Below are 24,429 nucleotides of genomic sequence, written 5' to 3' on the forward strand. Positions count from 1 at the left end.
ACACAGTCAGGGGAATTGCCTACGCCCGGTTCGCCCCGCGCCTGCGGCGGCGCAGAGCCACCGCGCCGAGGCCGGCCGCCGCGAGCGTACCCGCACCGGCCGTCACCGAGGCGACCCCGGCCGTGCCCGTCCCACCGCCGTGGCCGGCTGACGCGGCCTGGGCCCGGACCTCCTCAGGGCTCTGCCCGTACCCCCCGGCCTTGCCGGACTTCGCGTACGCGGAGCCGGGCAGCTTGTCGCCGTAGGCCCGCTGGACGCGCTGCCGGTAGGCGGCCAGGGTGGTGCCCCTGGCGCCGACCGCGCGCACCGCGTCCTCGTCCAGGGGGAGCACGGTGGCGCCCTTCTGGACGTACCAGGCGTTGATCTGCGGCTCCTGGAAGACGGTGCCGCCCGGCAGCCTGCTCGCGCCCGCCGCGGCGTAGCGGGACTCGTCGTCACCGGTGGCTATGTTCACCACCTTCCAGGTGGTGCCCTGCGGAACGGACCACAGGGAGGCCTTCTGGCCGTCCGAGGAGACGGCCGTGGAGGCGAGGTACTCCAGCTTCGCGACGGGAGCGCCCGCCCGCCCGGCGACGAACTCCGGGGAGAGCGTGTAGACGGGCACCGCGTCGCCCTGGATGCGCGGGGCGGCGGCGGTCAGGGACACCTTGCCGTCCCGGGCGAAGAAGCGGGAGAGCGTGTCGAGGGTGGCGGGGGCCGCGGCCGCCCGGTGGGCGGCCGCCTTGGAGTCGGCCGTTGGGGTGGGGTTGCCGGCGGCCGCCGCGTACGGGGCGCAGAGACCGGCGAGGCCGGTGAGCAGCGCCGCGACGGCGGCGACGGAGGACAGACGTCGCTGGGTCATCGTCGTCACGCCCCGATCCGGTAGAGCGAGTGGGTCCAGGAGAACGAGTCGTTGTCGACGTACCAGTCGTGCGAGGCCCAGTTGTAGCGGTTGCTGGAGGGCCACGGGTCTCCCCAGTAGACCCAGCTGTTCGCGGTGTCGTACCCGTAGATCACATGCATGTGACCGCCGCCGCTGGACCACTGGATCCGGCTCTCCATGGGCCGGTTGGCGTTGATCTCGGTCTGTACGGTCGAGTAGCGCAGCCAGCCGGTGACGTACGAGCCGGAGTTGATCCCGGCCCAGCCCAGGGCGTTCTGCACATTGCCCAGGTCCGCCTGCCAGTTGGGGCAGTCGTAGCCCTGCTGACGCCCGAAGGCGGCGTTGCAGAACTGGTTCTGGCTGTAGTTGCGCCCGAACCAGGTGGCGATGGTGTTTCCGCTGGCGGCCCAGCACCAGTTGCTCATCTGCTGGGCCTGCATGGTGATGTTGAGCCGCTTCGACGTGGCTGCCGTGGCGGACGGCGAGTCGGCGGCGGTACGGGTGTCGGTGGCGGCGGTCGTGGTGGCGGCGGCTGTGGTGGTGCCGTGCTCGTGCGGGGATGCGACGGCGCTCGCCGTGGGGGCGACGAGCAGGGCCGTCACCACGAGGGCGAGGGCCGAGAGCCGTCTCTTGCGGTTGTGCATCGCGTTCCTCCCGAAGCGGGGGGGTGTGGGGATTGGAGGAGCGCGTCCGGACGCTTTCGGTGAGCATCGAACGTTGTCGTGGGCTGGTCAACGCGCTTCAATGCGGGGTGAGACGCGGGTGTGAACGGAGTGGCCGCCACGTGAACAGGCCTTCCAGGCCAACCAGGCCACCCGGGTCCCGCGGCGACTCTTGACCACCCCCCGCCGTGAACGTTCACTGCGCGGTCCGACCCCCCGGACCAGCAGCGCAGTTGAACCAGGCCGCCCTGTACGGCCACCCCCACCGAGATCCGAGCAGTCCCGAGGGAGTCCCCCATGCTCCACACCGATGCCGATCTGGCACAGGTGCTGCACACCGGCCCGTTCCACCTGGCGCTGCGCGCCGCGCTCGCCGTCCGCGGACTTCCGCTCCAACGCGTGCAGCACCATCTCGCCGGGCGCGGCGTCAAGGTCGGCGTGACCAGCCTGAGTTACTGGCAGCAGGGCGCCCGGCGCCCGCAGCGCGCAGAGTCGCTGCGGGCGGTGCGCGCCCTGGAGGAGGTCCTCGGGCTGCCGGAGCGGTCGCTGCTGCGGCTGCTCGACGACGGCGACGCGCGCGAGGCGGAACGCCCGGCGGGCCGCTCCTACCGCTCCCTGGTGGAGGCCTCCGGCGTCGTCGAGCGGCTGATATCGGGCCTGGAGTCACCGGTGGACGGGGGGCTGCACACCGTCGGCCACCATGAGCGGGTGAGCATCGGGGCGCACCGGGAGCTGCTCGGCCGCGACTCCCAGCAGGTGGTGCGGGCCCACCGCGACGGCGTCGACCGCTACCTGGCCATCCACCACGGCGACCCGGGCTGCGACCCGTCCCGGATCCGGGTGCGCGCCGCAGAGAACTGCCGCACCGGCCGGGTGCGCTGGGACGCCGAGACCGGCGTCCTGGTGGCCGAGCTGCTCTTCGACGCCCGGCTGCGGGCCGGTGAGACGTACCTCTTCGGCTACGGCTTCGAGGACGGCACGGCGGGCGTGAGCAGCGAGTACATACGCGGCTTCAACTTCGCGGGCGGGCAGTACGTGCTCCAGGTCCGCTTCGACCAGCACGCCCTGCCGGTCCGGTGCCGCCGCTTCGCCCAGACGTCGGCCGGCTCGACCCGCTCACCCCGCGGCGACCTGACCCTGAGCGGCCAGCACCGGACGGTGCATCTGGTCGAGCAGGGGGCACGGCCGGGAATCCTGGGGATCGACTGGGACTGGGCGTAACGGTCCGCCTACGTACGTAGTACGTAGGCGGTACGGCTAGGCGTCCGGACCCGCGACGAGCTTGCCGTCCTTGACCTTCACCGGGACGGAGGGCAGCGGGACGGTCGCCGGGCCGTGGACCGGCTGGCCGGTCATCACGTTGAAGCGGCTGCCGTGGCACGGGCAGTTCCCGTGCCCGTCCTCGATCTTGTCGAGGACGCAGCCGGCGTGGGTGCACTGGGCGCTGAACGCCTTGTACTCGCCCTTGGCCGGGCAGGACACCATCACGCGCTGCTCGCGGTAGAGCTTGGCCCCGCCGACCGGGATCTCCTCGGGCGCGCCCAGGGCGACCGGCGCGGTCGGGGTCGGCGTCTCGGCGTGACCGAGCTTGGAGTCGGTGGAGCAGGCGGCCGCTCCCAGCCCGGCGGCCCCGGCGAGGGCCGCGCCTTTCAGCACGGTACGACGGGCGGCGGGCTGGCCGGACATGGGGTCTCCACAGGTCATGGGGGGTTGGTGACGTATCCGACGATACCGGCGGGAGCTGTGGGGCGGAGGGGTGGGTAGTGGCGGGGCCGGGGCTGGACGGGACCGGTCCGGATGGGTGTACGTTCGGCCGCGTGATCGTCGTCGCCGGAGAAGCCCTCATCGACCTCGTCCCCGAGCGCCCCGGCGACCGGCTGGGCCCCCTGTCGCCCCGGCTGGGGGGCGGCCCGTACAACACGGCGGTGGCCCTCGGGCGCCTCGGCGCCGAGACCGCGTTCTGCTCCCGCGTGTCGACGGACGGCTTCGGCGAGGCCCTGCTCGACGGCCTGCGCGCCGCCGGTGTCGACACCTCCCTGGTCCAGCGCGGCCCCGAGCCGACGACGCTGGCGGTGGCGACGGTCGGGGCGGACGGGGCCGCCGGATACGGCTTCTACGCGTCCGGCACCGCGGACCGCCTCTTCGAGCTGCCGCCCGAACTCCCCTCCGGTGTACGGGCGCTGGCGCTCGGCACGTGCTCGCTGGTCCTGGAGCCCGGGGCCAGCGCGTACGAGGCGTTGCTGCGGCGGGAGTCGGGGCGGGGCGTGTTCACCCTGCTCGACCCGAACATCCGCCCCGGCCTGGTCCCGGACGCGCACGCCTACCGGGCCCGCTTCCGCTCCTGGCTGCCGTACGTGTCCCTCCTGAAGCTGTCCGAGGAGGACGCGGCATGGCTGGGCGGCGGGGTGGAGGAGTGGCTGGCGGCTGGGCCGGAGGCGGTGGTGCTGACGCGGGGCGCGGCGGGGATGACCGTGTGGACCCGGTCCGGCGACGAGGTCTCCGTCCCTGGCGAGCGGATCGAGGTGGTCGACACGATCGGGGCGGGGGACACGGTGAACGCGGCGCTGCTGCACGCGGTGGCAGGGCGGGGTCCCCTGTCCGCGTCCGCGTGGTCCGCCGCGCTCGCGTACGCGGCCCACGCCGCGGCCCTGACGTGCGGGCAGCGGGGCGCACAGCCGCCACACGCCGGGTCCCTGAGCACCCCCACCCCGCCCGTTCCCTAAACCCTCCGCGGGTGGGTGGGGCGCGAGGTGGTTGCCCGGGGGCTACGCTCCCGGATCCCGTCGGAGGGGGCTCCGCCCCCGCACCCCCTCACGGAGCTCGCGGCCCCGCCCCCGCTTCGGGGCTTCGCCCCGGACCTCTTTCGTCTGCGGGCTGCCTCTGGCTGGTCGCGCCCACGCGGCGGAGCCTCACATGTCACAGCCCCGCGCCCCTGAAGGGGCGGGGCCTGCGGCCCCTGCCCCGCTCCTCAAGCGCCGGAGGGCCTGAATGTGGCCGGGCCCAGTTCCTCGCACGCCGGAGGAGCTGAAGTGTGGCCAGGGCCCGTTCTGCCTTCAGGGGCGCGGGGAACTGCGCGACCAGCCCCCACCGAGCCCGCAGACAAACACGGGGTCTGGGGGCGAAGCCCCCAGGAGCCGAGCTCTCCCGACCCCAGCAACGGGCGGGCGGGTGGGCAAACCCCCGGGACCGGGGCGAAGCCCCGCGCACGGCCACCGGCCCGCAGCCGGACAACCGGGGCCCCGGGGGCCGAAACCCCCGGGACCGAGTGGCTCAGGCCTTCCGGGCCCGGGACGCCGTCTTCTTGGCCGGGGCCTTGGCCACCGCCTTCTTCGCCACCGCCTTCTTCGCCGGCGCCCGCTTCGCCGCCCTCCGCACAGGAGTCGGCTCCGCGTCGCTGATCCGGTCCGCACCCAGAATGTCGCGCAGGAACTTCCCCGTGTGGCTCGCGGCCACCGACGCGACCTGCTCCGGCGTCCCCTCGGCGATCACCAGGCCACCGCCGCTGCCGCCCTCGGGGCCCATGTCCACGACCCAGTCCGCCGTCTTGATGACGTCGAGGTTGTGCTCGATGACGATCACCGAGTTCCCCTTGTCGACGAGTCCCGACAAGACCTTGATCAGCTTCGAGATGTCCTCGAAGTGGAGGCCGGTGGTCGGCTCGTCCAGGACGTACACCGTCCGCCCCGTAGACCGCTTCTGCAGCTCCGACGCCAGCTTCACGCGCTGCGCCTCGCCGCCCGACAGCGTCGGGGCCGACTGGCCGAGCCGGACGTAGCCAAGCCCCACCTCGTTCAGCGTCCGCAGGTGACGGGCGATCGTCGGCACCGCCTCGAAGAAGTCCAGCGCCTCCTCGATCGGCATGTCGAGGACCTCGGCGATGGACTTGCCCTTGTAGTGGACCTCCAGCGTCTCCCGGTTGTAGCGCGCCCCGTGGCAGACCTCGCACGGCACGTACACGTCCGGCAGGAAGTTCATCTCGATCTTGATCGTGCCGTCGCCCGAGCAGTTCTCGCAGCGGCCGCCCTTGACGTTGAAGGAGAACCGGCCCGGGAGGTAACCCCGCACCTTCGCCTCCATCGTCTCGGCGAACAGCTTGCGCACGTTGTCGAAGACGCCCGTGTAGGTCGCCGGGTTCGACCGCGGCGTACGGCCGATCGGCGACTGGTCGACGTGGACGACCTTGTCGACCAGGTCGTCGCCCTCCACGCGCGTGTGCCGCCCGGGGACCGCCCGCGCGCCGTTCAGCTCGCGCGCCAGGTGCGTGTAGAGGATGTCGTTGACCAGGGTCGACTTTCCGGAGCCGGAGACACCGGTGACCGCGGTCAGCACACCCAGCGGGAACGAGACGGCGATGTCCCGGAGGTTGTTCTCCTTGGCGCCGTGCACGGTGAGCTGGCGCGACGGATCCGCAGGGCGCCGTACGTCCGGCAGCGGGATGGACTTCTTGCCCGACAGGTACTGCCCCGTCATCGACTCCTTGTTGGCGAGGAGCTGCTTCAACGGGCCGCTGTGGACGACCTTTCCGCCGTGCTCACCGGCGCCCGGGCCGATGTCGACGACCCAGTCGGCCACCTTGATGGTGTCCTCGTCGTGCTCGACGACGATGAGCGTGTTGCCCATGTCGCGCAGGCGGACCAGCGTCTCGATCAGCCGGTGGTTGTCCCGCTGGTGCAGACCGATGGACGGCTCGTCCAGCACGTACAGCACGCCGACCAGACCCGAGCCGATCTGGGTGGCGAGGCGGATGCGCTGGGCCTCGCCACCCGACAGCGTCCCGGCGGCGCGGTTGAGCGAGAGGTAGTCGAGGCCGACGTCGACGAGGAAGCGCAGCCGCTCGTTGACCTCCTTCAGGACCCGCTCGGCGATCTTCTTGTCGCGCGCGTTGAGCTTGAGCTCGCCCAGGAAGTCGGCGCAGTCGCTGATCGACATCGCGGAGACCTCGGCGATGGAGCGGTCCATCACGGTGACCGCGAGGACCAGCGGCTTCAGTCGCGAGCCCTCACAGGTCGGGCAGTGGACCTCGCGCATATAGCCCTCGAAGCGCTCGCGCGCCCCGTCGGACTCCGCCTCCGAGTGGCGCCGCTTGACGAACGGCACGGCGCCCTCGAAGGAGGTCGTGTACGCGCGCTCCCGTCCGTACCGGTTCCGGTAGCGCACTTCGATCTGCGTCTTGTGGCCGTACAGCAGCGCCTTCTTGGCGCGCTGCGGCAGCCCCGCCCAGGGGATGTCCGTACGGAAGCCGAGCTCTTCGGCGAGCGCGCCGACCAGGCGGGCGAAGTAGTCCTTGGTGTGGCCGAGCGACCAGGGGGAGACCGCACCCTCGTCGAGGGACTTCTCCTCGTCCGGGATGATCAGCTCGGGGTCGACCTCCATGCGCGTGCCGATGCCCGTGCAGTCGGGGCAGGCGCCGAAGGGCGAGTTGAAGGAGAAGGAGCGCGGCTCCAGCTCCTCGAAGGACAGGTCGTCGTACGGGCAGTACAGGTGCTCCGAGTACATCCGCTCGCGCTCGGGGTCGTCGGCGGCCAGGTCGACGAAGTCGAGCACCACCATGCCGCCGGCCAGCCCGAGCGCGGTCTCCACCGAGTCGGTGAGGCGGCGCTTGGCGGAGTCCTTCACGGTGAGGCGGTCGATGACCACCTCGATGGTGTGCTTCTCCTGCTTCTTGAGCTTGGGCGGCTCGGAGAGCTGGATCGTCTCGCCGTCCACGCGCGCGCGGCTGTAGCCCTTGGTCTGGAGGTCGGCGAAGAGGTCGACGAACTCGCCCTTGCGCTCGCGCACCAGCGGCGAGAGCACCTGGAAGCGGCTGCCCTCCGGCAGTTCGAGCACCTTGTCGACGATGGCCTGCGGCGACTGGCGGGTGATCGGCCGACGGCACTCGGGGCAGTGCGGCTTGCCGATGCGCGCGAAGAGCAGACGCAGGTAGTCGTAGACCTCGGTGATGGTGCCGACCGTCGAACGCGGGTTGCGCGAGGTCGACTTCTGGTCGATGGAGACCGCGGGCGACAGACCTTCGATGAAGTCGACGTCCGGCTTGTCCATCTGGCCGAGGAACTGGCGGGCGTACGAGGAGAGCGACTCGACGTAGCGGCGCTGCCCCTCGGCGAAGATCGTGTCGAACGCGAGGGACGACTTGCCCGACCCCGAGAGCCCGGTGAAGACGATGAGGGAGTCGCGCGGGAGGTCGAGCGAGACGTTCTTGAGATTGTGCTCGCGCGCGCCACGGACGATGAGACGGTCGGCCACGCCGGTCCGCACCTTTCTTGAAGAGAAGCAGGGGGCGGAGCCCCCGTCTCAGACTATGGGGGGCCGCCAGGGCGATGGATCGTTTTACAGCCAAGGATGCCTGATGCCACTGACGAGCCTATAGCACGCGCATTCGATTTACGGACTCGTCCAAGCGGCTTCACCCGAATGAGTGGCGGGACTATCGTCGGCGCCATGATTGATCATGCGCACGACCTGGTATCTGTACGGGAAGCCACCGACCGGCTGCTCACCGCAGCCGCCGAACTGGACAACGCGGCAGTCGCCGGGCCGTCACGGCTGCCGGGCTGGAGCCGCGGGCACGTGCTCGCCCATGTCGCCCGCAACGCGGACGCGCTCGTCAACGTGCTCGCAGGCCGCCCCATGTACGAGAGCGCCGAGGCCCGGGACGCCGACATCGCGCGCGACGCGGCGCGTCCGCTCGACGCCCACCTCGCCGACCTGCGCGAGAGCGCGGCCCGCTTCCAGGAGGAGGGCGCCCGGCCCGCCGACTGGGCCCGTACGGTCGAGCTCCGCAACAGCGTCCTCGACCAGGCCGCCCGCATCCCCTTCAGGCGGCTGATCGAGGTCGAGCTGCACCACGTCGACCTGGGCGTCGGCTATGAGCTGGAGGACCTGCCGGACGAGTTCGTCCGGCGTGAGATCCAGTTCCTGGCCGACCGCTTCTCGGGGAACGCCTCGGTCCCGCCGGTCACCCTCACCGGCAACAACGGCCACACCCTGCGCACCGGCGGCACGGAGGGCGCCCCGGTGACCGTCGGCGGCCCCGCATGGGACCTGCTGGGCTGGCTCGCGGGCCGCAGGGACGGCGCCGCCCTGGAGGCCTCGGGCGGCCCGCTGCCCGCCCTGCCGCCCCTGTAGGCCCGGCGTTACGCTGAGCCCATGACGTACAGCGGAGCGGTGAAGGTCGGCGGTCCGGCGGATGTCCACGAGCTCGGGGATCTGATGATCTCCAAGGTCGCGGTCGGCCCGATGGACAACAACGCGTATCTGCTGCGCTGCCGGGCCACCGGCGAGCAGCTGCTGATCGACGCGGCGGCCGAGCCCTCCACCCTCCTGACGCTGATCGGTGACGACGGCATCAAGTCCGTCGTCACCACCCACCGACACGGCGACCACTGGCAGGCACTCGCCGACGTCGTCGCCGCCACCGGCGCGACGACCTACGCGGGCCGCTACGACGCCGAGGGCATCCCCGTGCCGACCGACGTCCCCGTCGAAGACGGGGACACGATCCGCGTCGGCCGGGTCGAGCTGACCGCCCGCCGCCTGGTCGGCCACACCCCGGGCTCGATCGCGCTGTTCTACGACGACCCGCACGGCCACCCGCACCTGTTCACCGGCGACTGCCTGTTCCCGGGCGGGGTCGGCAACACCCACAAGGACCCGCAGGCCTTCGCCAGCCTCATCCACGACGTGGAGACCAAGCTCTTCGCGGTCCTGCCGGACGAGACCTGGGTGTACCCGGGCCACGGCAACGACACCACGCTCGGCGACGAGCGCCCCAAGCTGCCGGAGTGGCACGCACGCGGCTGGTAGCCCCATCGGGCCGAGCGCTCGTTCGCGGCGCGGGCGTGCTTCCGCACGCCCCCCATAACCGCCCGTAAGCATGGGTAGTTGGCGCGGCATGCGCTTCTCCTCCACCTCTCCCCCCACACACGCACCACCGTCGATGACGCGGCTCGCCGCCGCCTCGCTCGCCGGGACGGCGGTCGAGTTCTACGACTTCTTTGTGTACGGGACGGCCGCCGCGCTCGTCCTGGGCCCGCTCTTCTTCCCGACGTTCTCCCCGCTCGCCGGAACCCTGGCCGCTTTCGGCACTTTCGGGATCGGGTTCATCGCTCGCCCGCTCGGTTCTGTCGTCTTCGGTCATATCGGTGACCGGTACGGACGGCGCCCGGTGCTGTTCCTCTCGCTGCTCCTGACCGGTTTTGCCACGGTCGCCATCGGCTGTGTGCCCTCGTACGCGACGATCGGAGCCGCCGCCCCCGTCCTGCTGCTCGTGCTGCGCTTCCTTCAGGGGCTCGGGCTGGGCGGCGAGTGGGGCGGGGCCGTGCTGCTCACCGTGGAGCACGCACCCGCGCGGCGCCGGGTCCTGTGGTCGTCCTTTCCGCAGATGGGCCCGTCCCTGGGGTTCCTGCTGGCCAACGGCGTGATGCTGACGCTCTCGGCGGGGCTGACGGACGCCGAGTTCCGGGCGTGGGGGTGGCGGATCCCGTTCTGGGGGGCGGGGCTGCTCGCGGCGGGCGGGCTGCTGCTGCGCTCCTCCCTCACCGAGACCCCGCAGTTCCAGGAGATCGGCGAACGCGCCCGGCTGCCGCTCGCGGAGGTGCTCCGCGACCACTGGCGGCTGGTGCTGCTGACGGCGGGGGCGCTGTCGGTCGGGTACGCCGTCTTCTACGCGGTGACCACCTGGGCCCTGGCGTACGCCACCGAGCGCCTCGGCGTGAGCCGTACGGTCATGCTCGTCTGCGTCATGGCCGCCGTCGCCGTCAAGGGCGCGCTGACCCCGGTCTCGGCCCTGCTCGCCGACCGGTACGGGCGGCGGCCGCTCTGTCTGGCGGGGTGCACGGCCTGCGCGCTGTGGATGTTCCCGACGGTCGCGCTGCTCCAGACCGGCGAACCGCTGCTCATGTTCGCCGGGATCCTGGGCGCGCTGATCGCGTTCATCACCATGTTCGCGGTGATCGCGGCCTATCTGCCGGAGCTCTACGAGCCCCGGGTGCGCTGCACGGGCGCGGCCCTTGGCTACAACCTGGGCGGGGTGCTGGGCGGCGCGCTGACCCCGGTCGTGGCGACCGCGCTCGCACGGGGCGAGGGGCCGCCGTGGGGCGTGGCGGCCTATCTGACCGGGGTCGCGCTGCTGAGCCTCGGCTGTTTCGCTCTCCTGCCGGAGACCCGGCCGGTGCTCGACCCGGCGGAGGCGGCACCGGAGGCGGCACCCGCCTGACCGCCTGGGGCGCCCGCCGGATCCGGCGGGCGCCGGGCGCTACAGGGACTCCGACTCCGCCACGTCGCAGTCCGTGAAGGCGGGCGGCCGCGTCGACAGGGCCGCGAGCTGCTTGGCCAGCTCGGTCGTCTCCGGAGCGTCGCTGTTGGCCATCGCGTCCTCGTACGAGTCGAACTCCACCACCGCCAGATAGCGGTTCGGATTGGCCCGGTCGCGCAGCAGGGTGCGGTGCGAGGGGCCGAGCTTGCGGCCCTCCGCCCGGGCCCTCTCCTCGTACTGGCGGATGAGCTCGCGCATCTCGTCCGCACGCTCGGTCTCGAAGTCGATGATCTGCGCGAACTTCATGGGGTCCTCCTGGTCCGCGACGCCCCCGCGGACCGGGGGCTCTCCCCGTCCAAGCAAGCACCGGCCGACCGGCACGGCAACTCCGCGCCCGGCCGGCCGGTGCGCGCGCCGGTGCGGTTGCCCCGCGCGCCCCCGGGGGTCAGACCCCGACGCTCTTCTTCTCGGACTCCTCGTCCGCCGTCTGCTCCTTGGCGGCCATCAGGCTGGTGATCGTGGTGACGACCAGCACGCCGCAGATGACGGCGAGCGAGACGGGGATGGAGATCTCGGGGACGTTCACCCCGTTCTCGTGCAGGGCGTGCAGCACCAGCTTCACTCCGATGAAGCCGAGGATCACCGAGAGGCCGTAGCTGAGGTGGACCAGCTTCTTGAGCAGTCCGCCGATGAGGAAGTACAGCTGGCGCAGGCCCATCAGCGCGAAGGCGTTGGCGGTGAAGACGATGTACGGGTCCTGGGTCAGGCCGAAGATCGCGGGGATCGAGTCCATCGCGAACAGCACGTCGGTCATGCCGATGGCCAGCATGACGACGAGCAGCGGCGTCATGACCTTCTTGCCGTGCTCCTGGATGAAGAGCTTCGTGCCGTGGTACCGGTCGGCGACGCCGAACCGCTTCTCGATGGACTTGAGGAGGCGGTTCTCCTCGAACTCCTCTTCCTCGTCGTCGGAGCGCGCCTCCTGGATGAGCTTCCAGGCGGTGTAGATCAGGAAGGCGCCGAAGAGGTAGAAGACCCAGGAGAAGCTGGCGATGATGGCGGCGCCGGCCGCGATGAATATCGCCCGCAGCACCAGGGCTATCAGCACACCGAAGAGCAGCACGCGTTGCTGGAGGTGGGTCGGTACCGAGAACTTCGCCATGATCAGGATGAAGACGAAGAGGTTGTCGACGGAGAGGGACTTCTCGGTGATGAAGCCCGCGAAGAACTCGCCGGACGCCTTGCTGTCGCCGAACACCAGCAGGCCGACGCCGAAGAGCGCGGCGAGCACGATCCAGACGACCGTCCAGATTCCGGCTTCCTTGACCGACACGTCATGGGGCTTGCGCCCGATGAAGAAGTCGGCCGCGATCAGGGCGCACAGACCGAGAATGGTCAGCACCCAAAGGGTCAGGGAAACGTCCACAGTGCCTCCGGCTTCGTACCGCTACAGATCAGCGTCGTCGCTGCCGGAGGTCTCCTCCACCCGGGCACATCACGTGCCCTGGGCCGACGCCCCGGAACCGGTCACTTCGGTCCGTATTGACGGGAACGCCGCAGTCGGGAGTACTCCCCTCCGCACCAAGAACCCTACCCCAATCACCAAGAGAAGGTAAAGGGAAGGGTAAAGAAGAACCAAGACCGTCAATGGGTGAGGGAGTACGGGACGGGCGCGCGCCGGATCGCGCGCGCCCGGGCGGCGGTCAGCGCGGCCAGTTGCGCCGCGCGTCCGCGACCTGGCCGAGCACCTGCCCCAGGATCGCGCTGCCGGGCGGGACCAGCGGCGGCTCGTACGTCCATGCGTGCCCCACCCACGGATCGGCCAGGTGGCCGTCCGGGACCGGTGTGAGCCGCAGCAGCGAGCGCCACAGCGGCTGCAGCACCGGCCCGTACGCACTGGCGTCCTCACGGTCCGCGACCATCAGCAGATGGACCCCGACCGACGGGCCCTCGTCCGCGAGATAGCGCAGCTGGTTGACCGCGCGGTCGTCGAAACCGTGCGGGAAGTCGTTGACGATCAGGAGCTGCTCGGCGGTGTCCATGCCGAGCGGCAGCGCGTCCGCCCCGGCGCCGCCCCGCGCGGCCATCTGGAGCAGGTCGACGCGCTGGGTGAGCCGGGCGAGCACGTCGGCCACTCCCCCGGCACCGGCCGCGGGCGGCTGACCGAGCGCCCCCGACCGCGTCAGGGGCGCGAAGGCCCCGGCCGCCGCCCCCGCCGGGTCCACGACGTGCACGGCGAACTCGTGCGCCGGGTACACCGCGAGCAGCCGGGCCGCCAGCGCCACCGCGGTCTCCACAGCGAGCCGCTTGACCTGCTCGGCGTCCATGAAGGCGGCGGCCTCGGAGGCCGAGCGCCCGGAGTCGATCCACAGCCCGCGCTCCAGCGGCAGCCGCACCAGCATCGGAATCCGCAGCTCCGGCCGCTCTGGCAGCCGCAGGTCGCCGACACGCAGGGCCATCGGGATCTCCATCGGCACCCGGTAGGCGTGCCAGACGGGGTTGTCCCAGCGGGCGTAGGCGGGCGGCAGGGCGGGCTCGACGACCTCGGACTCGGCGGTCAGCTGCGCGAGGTCCCAGTCGAAGGCCTCGCGCGCGCGGTCGACCAGCTGCTCGCGCCGGGCCGAGGCCTCCTCGCGGGCCTGGTCGCCGGCGGAGCCGATCCGGCTGCGCGGATCCGCGAGGGCCCGGTCGAGCTCCTGCTCCATCCGCGAGTCCGCGAAGTCGACGGCGCTGCGGTACGAGGCGGTGGTGCGGGCCAGGTCCTCGAACATGCCCCACACCTGGTTGTAGAGCCGCTCGTCCATGGACCAGCCGTTGGCGTCGCCCGCCACGGGGGACGGCGGCTCGCCGGGGGCGACGGGCGGCGCGGTGGGAGGGGGCGGCGGGGGCGCGGTGGTCGTGCGGCGCGGGTGCGCGTAGTCGATGGGCCCGCTGTCCGTCAGGGGCTGCTGGGCGGCATCGGGCGGGGGTGCGGCGCCCGCAGGACCGGCGTCGCTCCCACCGGTGCCGGGCGCGCCGGCCCGTACCCGCGCCTCGTCGGACGTACGGGGCGGGGGCGCCGCGACCGAGCGGGAGGCGCCCAGGGCGACCGCGTCCAGGATGACGGCGGCCAGCTCACGGGCCTGCGGCAGGCCCTGGTCGACCAGCATGTCGGCGAGGCCGCCCGCGTAGCCCTGGCCGATCGCGCGGACCTTCCAGGCGCCGCCCCGCAGATAGAGCTCCAGGGCGACGACCGCCGACTCCGCGTCCAGGCCGGTGATCGTGTAGCTGGCGACCTCGGTGCCGTCGAGGCCGGTGACCGCCACGAAGGGCGCGGCGACGGCGGCGAACCGGCTCGGGCCCGCCGCCCCGGGCGGCAGCGCGAGCAGGACGCTCACCCGGTGCACGTCCTGCGGCAGCGCCTCCAGATCCACGGCGAGGCGGTGGTCGGCGGCGGCCTGCCGGGAGACCTCCAGGCCCGGCAGCGTGGGCGTGCCGGGGTGGGCCACCCACTCCGTCCCGCGCACCGTGCCGCTCTCGTCTCCCAGGGTGGCGCCGGCGACGATCGGTGTGCCGGCCGACACCCGGATCTCCAGTCGGGTCCGGGGCAGGGGGTGGTTCTGTCCCCGTACCAGCTCGGCCGTCATCGCTCTGTCCCCTCGTCGAGTTGCCGGTGGCGCACGGTGGTGCGGGGCAGCTCCCGGCGGCCTTGCCTCCGGGAGCTGCGGTTACGGCCGTGATGGCCGGTGGTGCCTGCGTACGGCCGCGTCTACAGGTGCGGCAGGATCGCCGGCATCAGGTCCTGGAAAGTACGGCCGTTGGACGGGTTGCCGATGGCGGTCATCTGCCAGCCCGCGCCCGCGCGGTGCACCTTGGCCATGATCTGCGCCGTGTACTGACCGCCGCCGTCCAGCGTGTAGCGCGCCAGCTCCTGGCCGTTGGTCTCGTCGACGATGCGGCAGAACGCGTTCTGCACTTCCTGGAACGTCTGGCCGGTGAACGAGTTCACCGTGAAGACGATCTGGTCGATGTGGACCGGGACGCGCTGGAGGTCGACGAGGATCGACTCGTCGTCGCCACCCTGGCCCGCGCCGCCCACCAGGTTGTCTCCGGTGTGCCGGACCGAGCCGTCGTCACTGACGAGGTGGCGGAAGAACACCACGTCCACGGGCTGCTTGTCGGCGAAGAGCACCGCCGAGGCGTCCAGGTCGATCTCCCGGGTGCGCGAGCCGAACAGGCCGCGGCGCGGCGCCGCCTGCCAACCGAGCCCCATCCGCACCGCGGTCAGGGTGCCGCCACCCTGCTTCTCCAGGCTGATGGCCTGGCCCTTGGTCAGATTGACCGTCACGCGCTGTCCCCTCTCCGCATTTCTTACGTTCTCGGCCCGACCCTACGCAGTGGCGCGATGTGCGCCACCGTGCAGGGCGGATTTGTGTCGGTCTTGCAACACAGCGGGTGGCGGACCGTCAGGCCTGACCCGCCTCCCTCATCTGCCGCAACTCCTTCTTCAGCTCCCCGACTTCGTCGCGCAACCTGGCGGCGATCTCGAACTGCAGCTCGGCGGCGGCGGCCCGCATCCGGTCGGTCATCTCCTCGATCTGCTCGGCGAGTTCGGCGGCCGGGCGGTCGGTGAGGACCTCGCCGCCCTTGCCCGCCTTCGCCTTCGACTTCGCCGCCTTGGCACCGAGCGCGGGGACCGGCGCCTTGGCGCCCTTGCCGTCCTTCGCCTTGCGGTAGCCGGAGCCGAGCAGCTGCTCGGTGTCGACCTCCTCGCGCGCGATGGTCGCGACGATGTCGTTGATCTTCTTCCGCAGCGGCTGCGGGTCGATCCCGCGCTCCTTGTTGTACGCGACCTGCTTCTCCCGGCGGCGGTTGGTCTCCTCGATCGCCTTCTCCATCGCCGGGGTGATCTTGTCGGCGTACATATGGACCTGGCCGGAGACGTTGCGCGCCGCGCGGCCGATGGTCTGGATCAGCGAGGTGCCCGAGCGGAGGAAGCCCTCCTTGTCGGCATCGAGGATCGCGACCAGCGACACCTCGGGCAGGTCCAGGCCCTCGCGGAGCAGGTTGATGCCGACCAGCACGTCGAATTCGCCCGCCCGCAGCTCCCGCAGCAGCTCGACCCGGCGCAGGGTGTCGACGTCGCTGTGCAGGTAGCGCACCTGGATGCCCATCTCCAGGAAGTAGTCGGTCAGGTCCTCGGCCATCTTCTTGGTGAGGGTGGTGACCAGGACGCGCTCGTCCTTCTCGGTGCGCTTGCGGATCTCGTGCACCAGGTCGTCGATCTGCCCCTCGGTGGGCTTGACGACGACCTCCGGGTCGACCAGGCCGGTGGGGCGGATGATCTGCTCCACGAAGCCGTCGCCGCGCGACAGCTCGTACTTGCCGGGCGTCGCCGAGAGGTAGACGGTCTGGTCGACGCGGCCCAGGAACTCCTCCCACTTCAGCGGCCGGTTGTCCATCGCGGAGGGCAGCCGGAAGCCGTGGTCGACCAGCGTGCGCTTGCGGGAGGCGTCCCCCTCGTACATCGCGCCGATCTGGGGGACGGTCACGTGCGACTCGTCGAGGACGAGCAGGAAGTCGTCCGGGAAGTAGTCGAGCAGCGTGTTGGGCGCGGTGCCGGGCTCGCGGCCGTCGAAGTGCATCGAGTAGTTCTCGACGCCCGAGCAGCTGCCGATCTGGCGCAGCATCTCGATGTCGTACGTGGTGCGCATCCGCAGCCGCTGGGCCTCCAGGAGCTTGCCCTGCTTGTCCAGCTCGGCCAGGCGCTGCTCCAGCTCCTGCTCGATGCCGGTGACCGCCTTCTCCATGCGCTCCGGGCCGGCCACATAGTGGCTGGCGGGGAAGACGTAGAGCTCCCGGTCCTCACTGATGATCTCGCCGGTGAGCGGGTGGAGCGTGGACAGCGCCTCGATCTCGTCGCCGAACATCTCGATCCGGACGGCCAGCTCCTCGTAGACCGGGAAGATCTCGATGGTGTCGCCGCGGACCCGGAACGTGCCGCGCGAGAAGGCCACGTCGTTGCGCGTGTACTGGATGTCGACGAAGCGGCGCAGCAGCTGGTCGCGGTCGATCTCCTCGCCGACCTTCAGCGGCACCATCCGGTCGACGTACTCCTGCGGCGTGCCCAGGCCGTAGATGCACGAGACGGAGGCCACGACGATCACGTCGCGGCGGGTCAGCAGCGAGTTCGTCGCCGAGTGGCGCAGCCGCTCGACCTCCTCGTTGATCGAGGAGTCCTTCTCGATGTACGTGTCCGACTGCGGGACGTACGCCTCGGGCTGGTAGTAGTCGTAGTACGACACGAAGTACTCGACGGCGTTGTTGGGCAGGAGCTCGCGGAACTCGTTCGCCAGCTGGGCCGCCAGCGTCTTGTTCGGCGCCATGACGAGCGTGGGGCGCTGGAGCTTCTCGATCATCCAGGCAGTCGTCGCCGACTTTCCGGTGCCGGTCGCACCCAGCAGGACGACATCCTTCTCACCTGCACGGATGCGCCGCTCCAGCTCGGCGATGGCCGCCGGCTGGTCGCCGCTGGGCTGGTAGGGGCTGACGACCTCGAAAGGCGCCACCGTACGTTCGATCTTGGAAACGGGCCGCATGGAACCACCGTACGACCCCCCACTGACAGTCGGGCGCGATCGGCCCGGGCGCGGGCTCGTCCGGCCCCCGGGTCACCAGTCGTGCGGCGACGAGGAGCCCTCGCCCGGCCGGTGCGGGGCGGCCCACTCGGTCCGGTCCGGGAACGACGGCAGATGGCGGGGGACGGGCGCCGGGCGGGGCGGCCGCTTCTCCCACTCGGGCTTGCCCATCACCACGAGCGGGTCGAACATCACGACGACGCCCGCGAGCACCAGGAAGGCGACCGGGCCGATGAGCATCGGCGCGAGCACGGTGGCGGAGGAGTCCCCGGCGGCAGTGCCCGCGCCGTCATGCAGATGGACGCTGAGCGCGGCCATCCCCGTGTAGTGCATGCCGCTCACGGCGAGGCCCATGACGACGCTGGCGCCGAGGCTGGCCAGGAAGCCGTTGACGGAGACGGCCGCCCAGAGGGCGGCGGTGGCCGCGACGACCGCGATCACCACGGAGAGGCTGACGGTGAGGGTGTTGTACGCGAACTCGCCGTGCAGTCGAATTCCGGCCATCCCGAGGTAGTGCATCGACGCCACGCCGAGCCCGGTGATGGTCCCGCCGGTGACCAGGGCCAGGGGTGTGGCCCCCCGGTAACCGACGATGAAGATGCCGATCCCGACCATGACGACGGCCAGGCCCAGGCTGGCGAACGTGATCGGCCGGTCGTAGCTCAGCACCTCCTGGCGGACCGTGAATCCCATCATCGCGATGAAGTGCATGGTCCATATCCCGGAGCCTATGGAGGTGGCGCCGAGCGCCAGCCAGAGCGCTCTGAAGGGCCGGTCGGCCCGCAGTGACCTGGCCGTACAGCGCAGCCCGAGCGCACCGCCCAGACAGGCCATGAGGAACGCCACGACTGGCGTGACGAGGCCGTAGGTGAAGCCGTCGACCGTCCCGTGCATATGCGTGTGCCCTTCACCCCGTACCGACTGGCGACTGAAGAGGCCCACTGCTGTCGCGGAGGCCCTGGTTCGGGGCGACATTAAGGCTCGCCGAGCGACAGGCAAACATTTTCACGCCAATTTGTCGACACCCCGGACCCGGGGGGTCCGTTTCCGGCGGTTCGGGGAACGTGGCCGGGCCCGTCCGATGGGCGGCGACCGAACCTCCGGTGACCGGACGGACCGGCGCCCGCAGCCCGCCCGGCGGGCGTTGTCAGTGGCGGGTCGTACGGTGGCGACATGAACAGCGACGAGCAGTTCGAGCGGGCCTCGCGGGGGCCGGAGCGGGTGGTGTGGGCGGTCGTCGGCAGCGACATCGGCCCCCTGCTGCTCGCCGCGACCGACCAGGGGCTGGTGAACGTGGTCTTCCACGCCCGGGAGGCGGTCCGGGACAAGGCGCTGCGCGGCCTGGCGGCCCGGCTGGGGGCCGAGCCGGTCCCGGCCGGCCCCGGCGGCACGGGCCCGCTGGCCGAGCCCATACGCCAGCTGGAGGCGTACTTCGCGGGTGACCTGCGCGCGTTCGAGCTGCCGCTGGACTGGTCGCTGTCCTCCGGCTTCAACCGCCAGGTGCTCCGCGAGCTGGAGGCGACCGTTCCGTACGGGACGGTGGTGGGGTACGGCGACCTCGCCGACCGGGTCGGCCAGCCCCGGGCGGCGCAGGCGGTGGGCGCCGCGATGGGGTCCAACCCGCTGCCGGTCGTGGTGCCCTGCCACCGGGTGGTGGAGAGCGACGGCGGGCTCGGCGGGTTCGGCGGCGGCCTGGAGACCAAGCGGCAGTTGCTCGCTCTGGAAGGGGTGCTCCCGCAGCCGCTGTTCTGAGTGCTCCAGGCCGGGCCGGGCGCTGGGGGCGCTAGAGGCTGATGTGGTACGCCTTGCGCAGCGTCTCGTGCACGGTCCACGTCGTCCGGTCGCCCTCGCGCAGCACGCACGCGTCGCCGGGGCCGAGCTCCAGGGTGTCGCCGCCCGCCACCTCGACGGTCGCGCGCCCGCTGACCACCACGAAGAGCTCATTGGCCTCGGTGTCGGTCACCACGCCGGGAGTGATCTGCCAGATGCCGCGCACCTGCTGGCCGTCGGGCGACTCCCAGAGCACCTTGCCGGTGACCTCGGGGGCGCCCGAGACGATCTGGCCGGGGTCCAGGGGCTCGGGCTCCAGCTCGGCGTCCGGGATGTGGACAACGAACGAGGCCGGTGCGGCCGCGACAACGGAGGGGGTCTCGATGTGATCATTGGTCGTCATGGCGCGCCAATCTAGCCATGTCCTGCGACGTCCTCGACGCCGCCTCTGGCCGGAACCGCCGACCGGGAGCAGACTCCCCGTGAGTGGGTCGCGGGGGCGGGCCCCGTAGGCCTCGCGGCCGCCGCCTCCGCGCGCCTCGCACAGGTGATCGCAGGAGAGACGTTTACGCGGTGCCCGGGCGCGCCAGGGATGGTGCATGTCCTACGACGACGTACTCAAGGTGTCCGAAGAGGTGCGCGAGGCCCTGGCCGAGGGGCGTCCCGTGGTCGCTCTGGAGTCCACGATCATCGCGCACGGACTGCCGCGCCCGCGCAATCTGCGGGTGGCGACGGAGCTGGAGGAGCTGGTACGGGCCGGGGGCGCCGTCCCCGCCACGGTCGCGGTCCTGGACGGGCGGCCCCATGTCGGCCTGGACAAGGACCAGTTGGAGCGCGTCGCGGGCGGCGGGCTGCGCAAGCTCGGCCACCGCGATCTGCCGATGGCGCTCGCCACGGGCGCGAGCGGGGCCACCACCGTCTCCGCGACCGCGTATCTGGCCCACTGGGCGGACATCCGCGTCTTCGCCACCGGCGGGCTCGGCGGCGTCCACCGGGGCTGGACCGAGACGCAGGACGAGTCGGCGGACCTGCGGCTCCTCGCCCGGACGCCGGTCGCGGTGGTGTGCGCGGGAGTGAAGTCGATCCTCGACGTACCGGCGACGCTGCAACGGCTGGAGACGCTGGGCATCGGGGTGGTCGGCTATGGAACGGACCGCTTCCCCGGGTTCTATCTGGCCGACTCCGGCGAGCCGGTCGACTGGACGGTACGGACCCCTGAGGAGGCCGCCGACGTGCTGCGGTCCCATGACGCGATCGGCCCCGACTCGGCGCTGATCGTGGCCAATCCGGTGCCGGAGGCCGAACAGCTCGACCCCGAGCTGCACGACCGGGTGCTGGCCGAGGCCCTGGCCTCGTGCCGGGAGCAGGGGATCACGGGCCAGGCCGTCACCCCCTTCCTGCTCGACCATCTGGTGCGGCACACCGGCGGGGCGTCCCTGGAGGCGAACGTGGCGGCGGTGCGCGGCAATGTACGCCTTGCGGCGGCGATCGCGGCGGCGCTGTGACCGATGCGCCCGCCGGGACGGGGCAGGGCGCAGCGGCCCCCACGACCGGTGCGCCCCGCGGCCTCCTGGTCGTCGGGGACGTGGTGACCGACGTCGTCGCCCGGCATCGGGGGCCGCTGGCGCCCGCCACGGACACGGCGGCCGAGATCCGTACGGTCCCGGGCGGGGCGGGGGCCAACGCGGCCTGCTGGGCGGCTCGTTCGGGCTGCGCGGACGTACGCGTCCTGGGCCGGGTCGGGAGCGACGCGCTGGCCTGGCACGAGCGCCGGCTGCGGCGCGCGGGCGTACGGCCCCTGCTGATCCCGGACCCGGCGGCGCCCACCGCCACCGTCGTCTCGCTGGTCGACACCGCGACCGCCGAGCGCACCTTCCTCACCGACAGCGGCGCCGTGCTGCGCATATCCCCCGCCGACTGGAACCCGGCGTTCCTGAACGGCGTCGGCCGACTGCACCTCTCCGGTTATCTGTTCTTCGCCGACACGAGCCGCGAACTGGCCCTCGCCGCCTGCCGTTCGGCGCTGGACGCCGGGGTTCCGGTGAGCCTGGACCCCGCGTCGGCGGGGTTCCTGGCCGAGCTGGGCGTCGAGCGGTTCCTGGCGGCGGCCAAGGGCGTGGAGGTGCTGCTGCCCAACGCCGACGAGGCGCGGCTGCTCACCGGGCTTGCCGAACCGGCGGGTGCGGCGGCGGAGTTGAGCCGCAGGTTCCCGCTGGTCGCGGTCACGCTCGGGGCGACCGGGGCACTGGTGGCGGTGGCCGGTGAGGTCGTCGCCCAGGTGGCGGCCCCGGCGCCGGGCGCGGCCGCCGTCGACTCGACGGGCGCGGGCGACGCCTTCACCGGCGGTTTCCTCGCCGCCCTCCTCGCGGGTGCGGACCCGGCCGGGGCGGCGGCGGCCGGCTGCCGGGCGGGCGCGGAGGCCGTGACGGTGGTGGGCGGACGGCCGCCCGCACCCGACTGATCCGCTAACGGGCCATGCCGTTCCACGCCGGATGCCTGGGGTCGTCGGCGCGCACGACCACGTCGGCGGCCTCGGCGGGCCGCACCTCGTCCTCGTACCGCTCGAACGCCGGGAGCGTCCACCGGGCGCCGTCCTCCGTGCGCCGCCGCAGCGCGCCCGGCGAGAGACGGACGTGGACGGTGAGGTCGAAGGGGAACCAGCGCCCCAGGAGCAACGGCCCGTGCACCAGCAGCACTCCTCCCTTCGGGAGGAGCCGGTACTCGCTCCGGGTCGCCCGGTCCGTCACCGGGTCCCAGAGGTCGGGCAGCACCCGACCGCCGCCCCCGGCCTCCAGCGGATCGAACACCTCCCGCCAGAGCGCGGCGATGTCGAACCAGCCGTCGAAGTACGTGTCCGGGTCCTCGCGGCCGTACTCGTAGCGCAGCGAGGCGGGCCGCAGGAAGCCCTCCGTGGACAGGACGAGCACCGACCGCCCCCGTACACGCAGCGCCTCGGCGAGCGACTGCGCCAGCTCACCGGGACGGGCCGCGAGCGCCCCGTCGACGCCGACGCGCAGCCAGGGGACGTCACCCTCGGCCTGCGCGTCCACGGCCCGTTCCGCCAGGGCCTCGGTCAGCCGTTCCCACGTGATCGCTTCGAGTCGCACGCCTCCATGATGCGGGCTGCTCCGGCGGGTGCGACGGCAGCCCCGGAGGGCGCAGAGACGTTCCGTACAGCCATGCCGTACGGCGGACGGTCACTCGCCCCGCAGTGCCGCCGCGACGGGCCCCTCGCCCGTCACCTGGATCCGCCCGGCCTTGACGCCCTCCTCGACCGTCAGCCTGCCTCCTGCGAGCGCGCGGCAGGTGTCGGCGTCCATCGAGAGCCGGGCGTCGGCGTCCGGCGCCGGCCCGTCCCCGTACACCGCGCCGCCGTCGCCTTCGTCCCCGCCGGTCCGGACGTGGAACTCGCCCTCGTCCAGGCGTACGTCGAGGACCGCCGGGGCGTACGGAAGGCGGCGCAGCAGCGGAATCAGCGGGATCGCGAACCAGTGCGCGCGCACGGCGTCGGTGGGCCGCCGCTCGGCGAGATCCGGCGCACCCCACGCCGCGAGGGCGGTCAGCACGGGCAGCAACTCGCGTCCGCGCGCTGTCAGTTCGTACACCGTCGCGGCCGCGGGCGGGGGCAGCTTGCGGCGGGTCGCCAGCTCCTCGCGCTCCATGTCCTTGAGCCGGGAGGCGAGCACGTCCGTGGAGACGCCCGGCAGATCTGCGTGCAGATCTGTATAACGACGCGGTCCCGCGAGGAGTTCCCGGACGATCAGCAGCGTCCACCGGTCCCCGACGGCATCGAGGGCGCGGGCAGCGGCGCAGTACTGGTCGTAACTTCGACGGCGTGGCTGACGTGGCATACAACGCAGTCTAGACAACATGTTGGACTTTCCAAGCTCCAACTTGGTAAAACCAAGTGACGCAGAACAGGCGAGTCACGCCAGAGGGATCTGGGCAACGCGGGAGGGCCACGGCATGGAGTTCCGGCAGTCGAGCAAGCTGAGCGAGGTCTGTTACGAGATCCGCGGCCCGGTGATCGAGCACGCCAACGCGCTGGAGGAGGCGGGCCACAGCGTGCTGCGGCTCAACACCGGCAACCCGGCACTCTTCGGCTTCGAGGCGCCGGAGGAGATCCTCCAGGACATGATCCGGATGCTCCCGCAGGCCCACGGCTACACGGATTCGCGCGGCATCCTCTCGGCCCGCCGCGCCGTCGCCCAGCGCTACCAGGCGATGGGCCTGCCGGACGTCTCCGTCGATGACGTCTTCCTCGGCAACGGCGTCTCCGAGCTGGTCTCCATGGCCGTGCAGGCACTGCTCGAAGACGGCGACGAAGTCCTCATCCCCGCACCCGACTTCCCCCTCTGGACCGCCGTCACCACGCTCGCGGGCGGCAAGGCCGTGCACTACATCTGCGACGAGTCGGCCGACTGGTACCCCGACCTCGACGACATGGCGTCGAAGATCACCGACCGCACCAAGGCCGTCGTCATCATCAACCCCAACAACCCCACGGGTGCGGTGTATCCGAAGGAGGTCCTTGAGGGCATCCTCGACCTGGCCCGACGCCACCAGCTGATGGTGTTCGCGGACGAGATCTACGACCAGATCGTCTACGACGACGCCGTCGCCCACACCGCCGCCGCCCTCGCCCCCGACCTCGTCGTCCTCACCTTCAGCGGGCTGTCCAAGACATACCGCGTGGCGGGATTCCGCTCCGGCTGGCTGGTCGTCAGCGGCCCCCAGCAGCACGCCAAGAGCTACCTGGAGGGGCTGACCATGCTCGCCTCCATGCGGCTGTGCCCCAACGCGCCCGCCCAGTACGCCATCCAGGCCGCCCTCGGCGGACGCCAGTCCATCAAGGAGCTGACCGCGCCGGGCGGACGGCTGTACGAGCAGCGCAACCGGGCCTGGGAGAAGCTGAACGAGATCCCGGGCGTGTCCTGCGTGAAGCCGAAGGGCGCGCTGTACGCGTTCCCCCGGATCGACCCCAAGGTTCACCCGATCGAAGACGACGAGAGGTTCGTGCTTGACCTGCTGCTGCGGGAGAAGATCCAGGTGGTCCAGGGCACGGGCTTCAACTGGCCCCGCCCGGACCACTTCCGGATCCTGACGCTGCCGCACGCGGACGACCTGGACGCGGCGATCAGCCGGATCGGGCGGTTCTTGAGCGGGTACCGGCAGTAGTCCGGAACCGGGTGCGCAGCCCGGGCGCCCGAGGTCCGTGGCCCGCGCACGCGGTTTACCCGAACGCACATCGCGGGATCGGGAGAG

22 protein-coding genes are annotated in these 24,429 nt (G+C 71.8%); 9 read left to right on the plus strand and 13 right to left on the minus strand.

The features are described 5' to 3' along the window. Positions 1-19: 19 nt before the first annotated feature. Both ACZ499_RS04660 and ACZ499_RS04665 read right to left on the minus strand, forming a co-directional pair. Entirely contained in the window at positions 20-841 is an 822-nt protein-coding gene (locus ACZ499_RS04660; protein ID WP_468672844.1) for a hypothetical protein, read from the minus strand. A 5-nt stretch (positions 842-846) separates the two neighbouring features. Then, positions 847-1,506, minus strand: a complete 660-nt coding sequence (locus ACZ499_RS04665) for a papain-like cysteine protease family protein (protein WP_468672273.1) — start codon at positions 1,504-1,506, stop codon at positions 847-849. A 315-nt stretch (positions 1,507-1,821) separates the two neighbouring features. On the opposite strand from ACZ499_RS04665, the gene ACZ499_RS04670 reads away from it, so the two are divergent. Beyond that, positions 1,822-2,745 carry a hypothetical protein gene (locus ACZ499_RS04670; RefSeq protein ID WP_468672276.1) on the plus strand — a complete coding sequence of 308 codons (924 nt, stop codon included), beginning with the start codon at positions 1,822-1,824 and terminating at the stop codon, positions 2,743-2,745. Between the two features lie 36 nt (positions 2,746-2,781). Here ACZ499_RS04670 and ACZ499_RS04675 read toward each other — a convergent pair whose 3' ends face one another. Further along, positions 2,782-3,210: a Rieske (2Fe-2S) protein gene (locus ACZ499_RS04675; RefSeq protein ID WP_468672277.1), complete on the minus strand. Its 429-nt coding sequence runs from the start codon at positions 3,208-3,210 to the stop codon at positions 2,782-2,784. A gap of 131 nt (positions 3,211-3,341) precedes the next feature. On the opposite strand from ACZ499_RS04675, the gene ACZ499_RS04680 reads away from it, so the two are divergent. Next, positions 3,342-4,247 carry a carbohydrate kinase family protein gene (locus ACZ499_RS04680; protein ID WP_468672279.1) on the plus strand — a complete coding sequence of 302 codons (906 nt, stop codon included), beginning with the start codon at positions 3,342-3,344 and terminating at the stop codon, positions 4,245-4,247. A 547-nt stretch (positions 4,248-4,794) separates the two neighbouring features. Here the strand turns inward: ACZ499_RS04680 and uvrA are convergent. Next, complete coding sequence (gene uvrA / locus ACZ499_RS04685; protein WP_468672282.1) at positions 4,795-7,767, minus strand: excinuclease ABC subunit UvrA; 2,973 nt, start codon at positions 7,765-7,767, stop codon at positions 4,795-4,797. A gap of 195 nt (positions 7,768-7,962) precedes the next feature. On the opposite strand from uvrA, the gene ACZ499_RS04690 reads away from it, so the two are divergent. The 3 genes from ACZ499_RS04690 (at position 7,963) to ACZ499_RS04700 (ending at position 10,738) form a co-directional block, all read left to right on the plus strand. Then, positions 7,963-8,649 carry a maleylpyruvate isomerase family mycothiol-dependent enzyme gene (locus ACZ499_RS04690; protein WP_468672285.1) on the plus strand — a complete coding sequence of 229 codons (687 nt, stop codon included), beginning with the start codon at positions 7,963-7,965 and terminating at the stop codon, positions 8,647-8,649. Positions 8,650-8,670: 21 nt separating this feature from the next. Beyond that, positions 8,671-9,327, plus strand: a complete 657-nt coding sequence (locus ACZ499_RS04695) for an MBL fold metallo-hydrolase (protein WP_468405137.1) — start codon at positions 8,671-8,673, stop codon at positions 9,325-9,327. Between the two features lie 133 nt (positions 9,328-9,460). Next, positions 9,461-10,738 carry an MFS transporter gene (locus tag ACZ499_RS04700; protein ID WP_468672288.1) on the plus strand — a complete coding sequence of 426 codons (1,278 nt, stop codon included), beginning with the start codon at positions 9,461-9,463 and terminating at the stop codon, positions 10,736-10,738. Positions 10,739-10,777: 39 nt separating this feature from the next. Here the strand turns inward: ACZ499_RS04700 and ACZ499_RS04705 are convergent, their stop codons facing one another. From ACZ499_RS04705 to ACZ499_RS04730, 6 genes are all read right to left on the minus strand, one after another. Next, complete coding sequence (locus ACZ499_RS04705; RefSeq protein ID WP_371652055.1) at positions 10,778-11,083, minus strand: hypothetical protein; 306 nt, start codon at positions 11,081-11,083, stop codon at positions 10,778-10,780. Between the two features lie 139 nt (positions 11,084-11,222). Beyond that, entirely contained in the window at positions 11,223-12,203 is a 981-nt protein-coding gene (locus ACZ499_RS04710) for a TerC family protein (protein ID WP_468672290.1), read from the minus strand. Positions 12,204-12,480: 277 nt separating this feature from the next. After that, the gene (locus ACZ499_RS04715; RefSeq protein ID WP_468672293.1) at positions 12,481-14,403 is read right to left on the minus strand and encodes a TerD family protein; all 1,923 of its coding nucleotides are present in this window, start codon (positions 14,401-14,403) and stop codon (positions 12,481-12,483) included. 122 nt (positions 14,404-14,525) lie between these two features. Next, positions 14,526-15,104, minus strand: coding sequence for a TerD family protein (locus ACZ499_RS04720; protein WP_101387801.1), 579 nt, complete (start codon positions 15,102-15,104; stop codon positions 14,526-14,528). Positions 15,105-15,222: 118 nt separating this feature from the next. Then, complete coding sequence (gene uvrB, locus ACZ499_RS04725) at positions 15,223-17,355, minus strand: excinuclease ABC subunit UvrB (protein ID WP_468405147.1); 2,133 nt, start codon at positions 17,353-17,355, stop codon at positions 15,223-15,225. A 72-nt stretch (positions 17,356-17,427) separates the two neighbouring features. Further along, positions 17,428-18,288: an MHYT domain-containing protein gene (locus tag ACZ499_RS04730; RefSeq protein WP_371652061.1), complete on the minus strand. Its 861-nt coding sequence runs from the start codon at positions 18,286-18,288 to the stop codon at positions 17,428-17,430. A 279-nt stretch (positions 18,289-18,567) separates the two neighbouring features. On the opposite strand from ACZ499_RS04730, the gene ACZ499_RS04735 reads away from it, so the two are divergent. Continuing rightward, complete coding sequence (locus ACZ499_RS04735) at positions 18,568-19,146, plus strand: methylated-DNA--[protein]-cysteine S-methyltransferase (protein ID WP_468672296.1); 579 nt, start codon at positions 18,568-18,570, stop codon at positions 19,144-19,146. Positions 19,147-19,177: 31 nt separating this feature from the next. On the opposite strand, the gene ACZ499_RS04740 is transcribed toward ACZ499_RS04735, so the two are convergent. Continuing rightward, positions 19,178-19,567, minus strand: a complete 390-nt coding sequence (locus ACZ499_RS04740) for a cupin domain-containing protein (RefSeq protein WP_468672297.1) — start codon at positions 19,565-19,567, stop codon at positions 19,178-19,180. A 196-nt stretch (positions 19,568-19,763) separates the two neighbouring features. On the opposite strand from ACZ499_RS04740, the gene ACZ499_RS04745 reads away from it, so the two are divergent. Continuing rightward, entirely contained in the window at positions 19,764-20,669 is a 906-nt protein-coding gene (locus tag ACZ499_RS04745) for a pseudouridine-5'-phosphate glycosidase (RefSeq protein WP_468672299.1), read from the plus strand. Beyond that, complete coding sequence (locus ACZ499_RS04750; RefSeq protein ID WP_468672300.1) at positions 20,666-21,625, plus strand: carbohydrate kinase family protein; 960 nt, start codon at positions 20,666-20,668, stop codon at positions 21,623-21,625. The genes ACZ499_RS04745 and ACZ499_RS04750 overlap by 4 nt, the downstream gene beginning before the upstream one ends. 4 nt (positions 21,626-21,629) lie before the next feature. Here ACZ499_RS04750 and ACZ499_RS04755 read toward each other — a convergent pair whose 3' ends face one another. Continuing rightward, a complete protein-coding gene (locus ACZ499_RS04755) occupies positions 21,630-22,271 on the minus strand; it encodes a nucleoside/nucleotide kinase family protein (protein ID WP_468672301.1) in 642 nt (213 codons plus the stop codon). A gap of 90 nt (positions 22,272-22,361) precedes the next feature. Next, on the minus strand, positions 22,362-23,015 hold the full coding sequence (locus ACZ499_RS04760) for a winged helix-turn-helix transcriptional regulator (protein ID WP_468672303.1): 654 nt from the start codon (positions 23,013-23,015) through the stop codon (positions 22,362-22,364). A 115-nt stretch (positions 23,016-23,130) separates the two neighbouring features. On the opposite strand from ACZ499_RS04760, the gene ACZ499_RS04765 reads away from it, so the two are divergent. Continuing rightward, positions 23,131-24,342, plus strand: a complete 1,212-nt coding sequence (locus ACZ499_RS04765; RefSeq protein WP_385537021.1) for a pyridoxal phosphate-dependent aminotransferase — start codon at positions 23,131-23,133, stop codon at positions 24,340-24,342. The last annotated feature ends 87 nt before the right edge of the window (positions 24,343-24,429 follow it).

It is taken from the genome of Streptomyces sp. NPDC031265, from assembly GCF_055570295.1.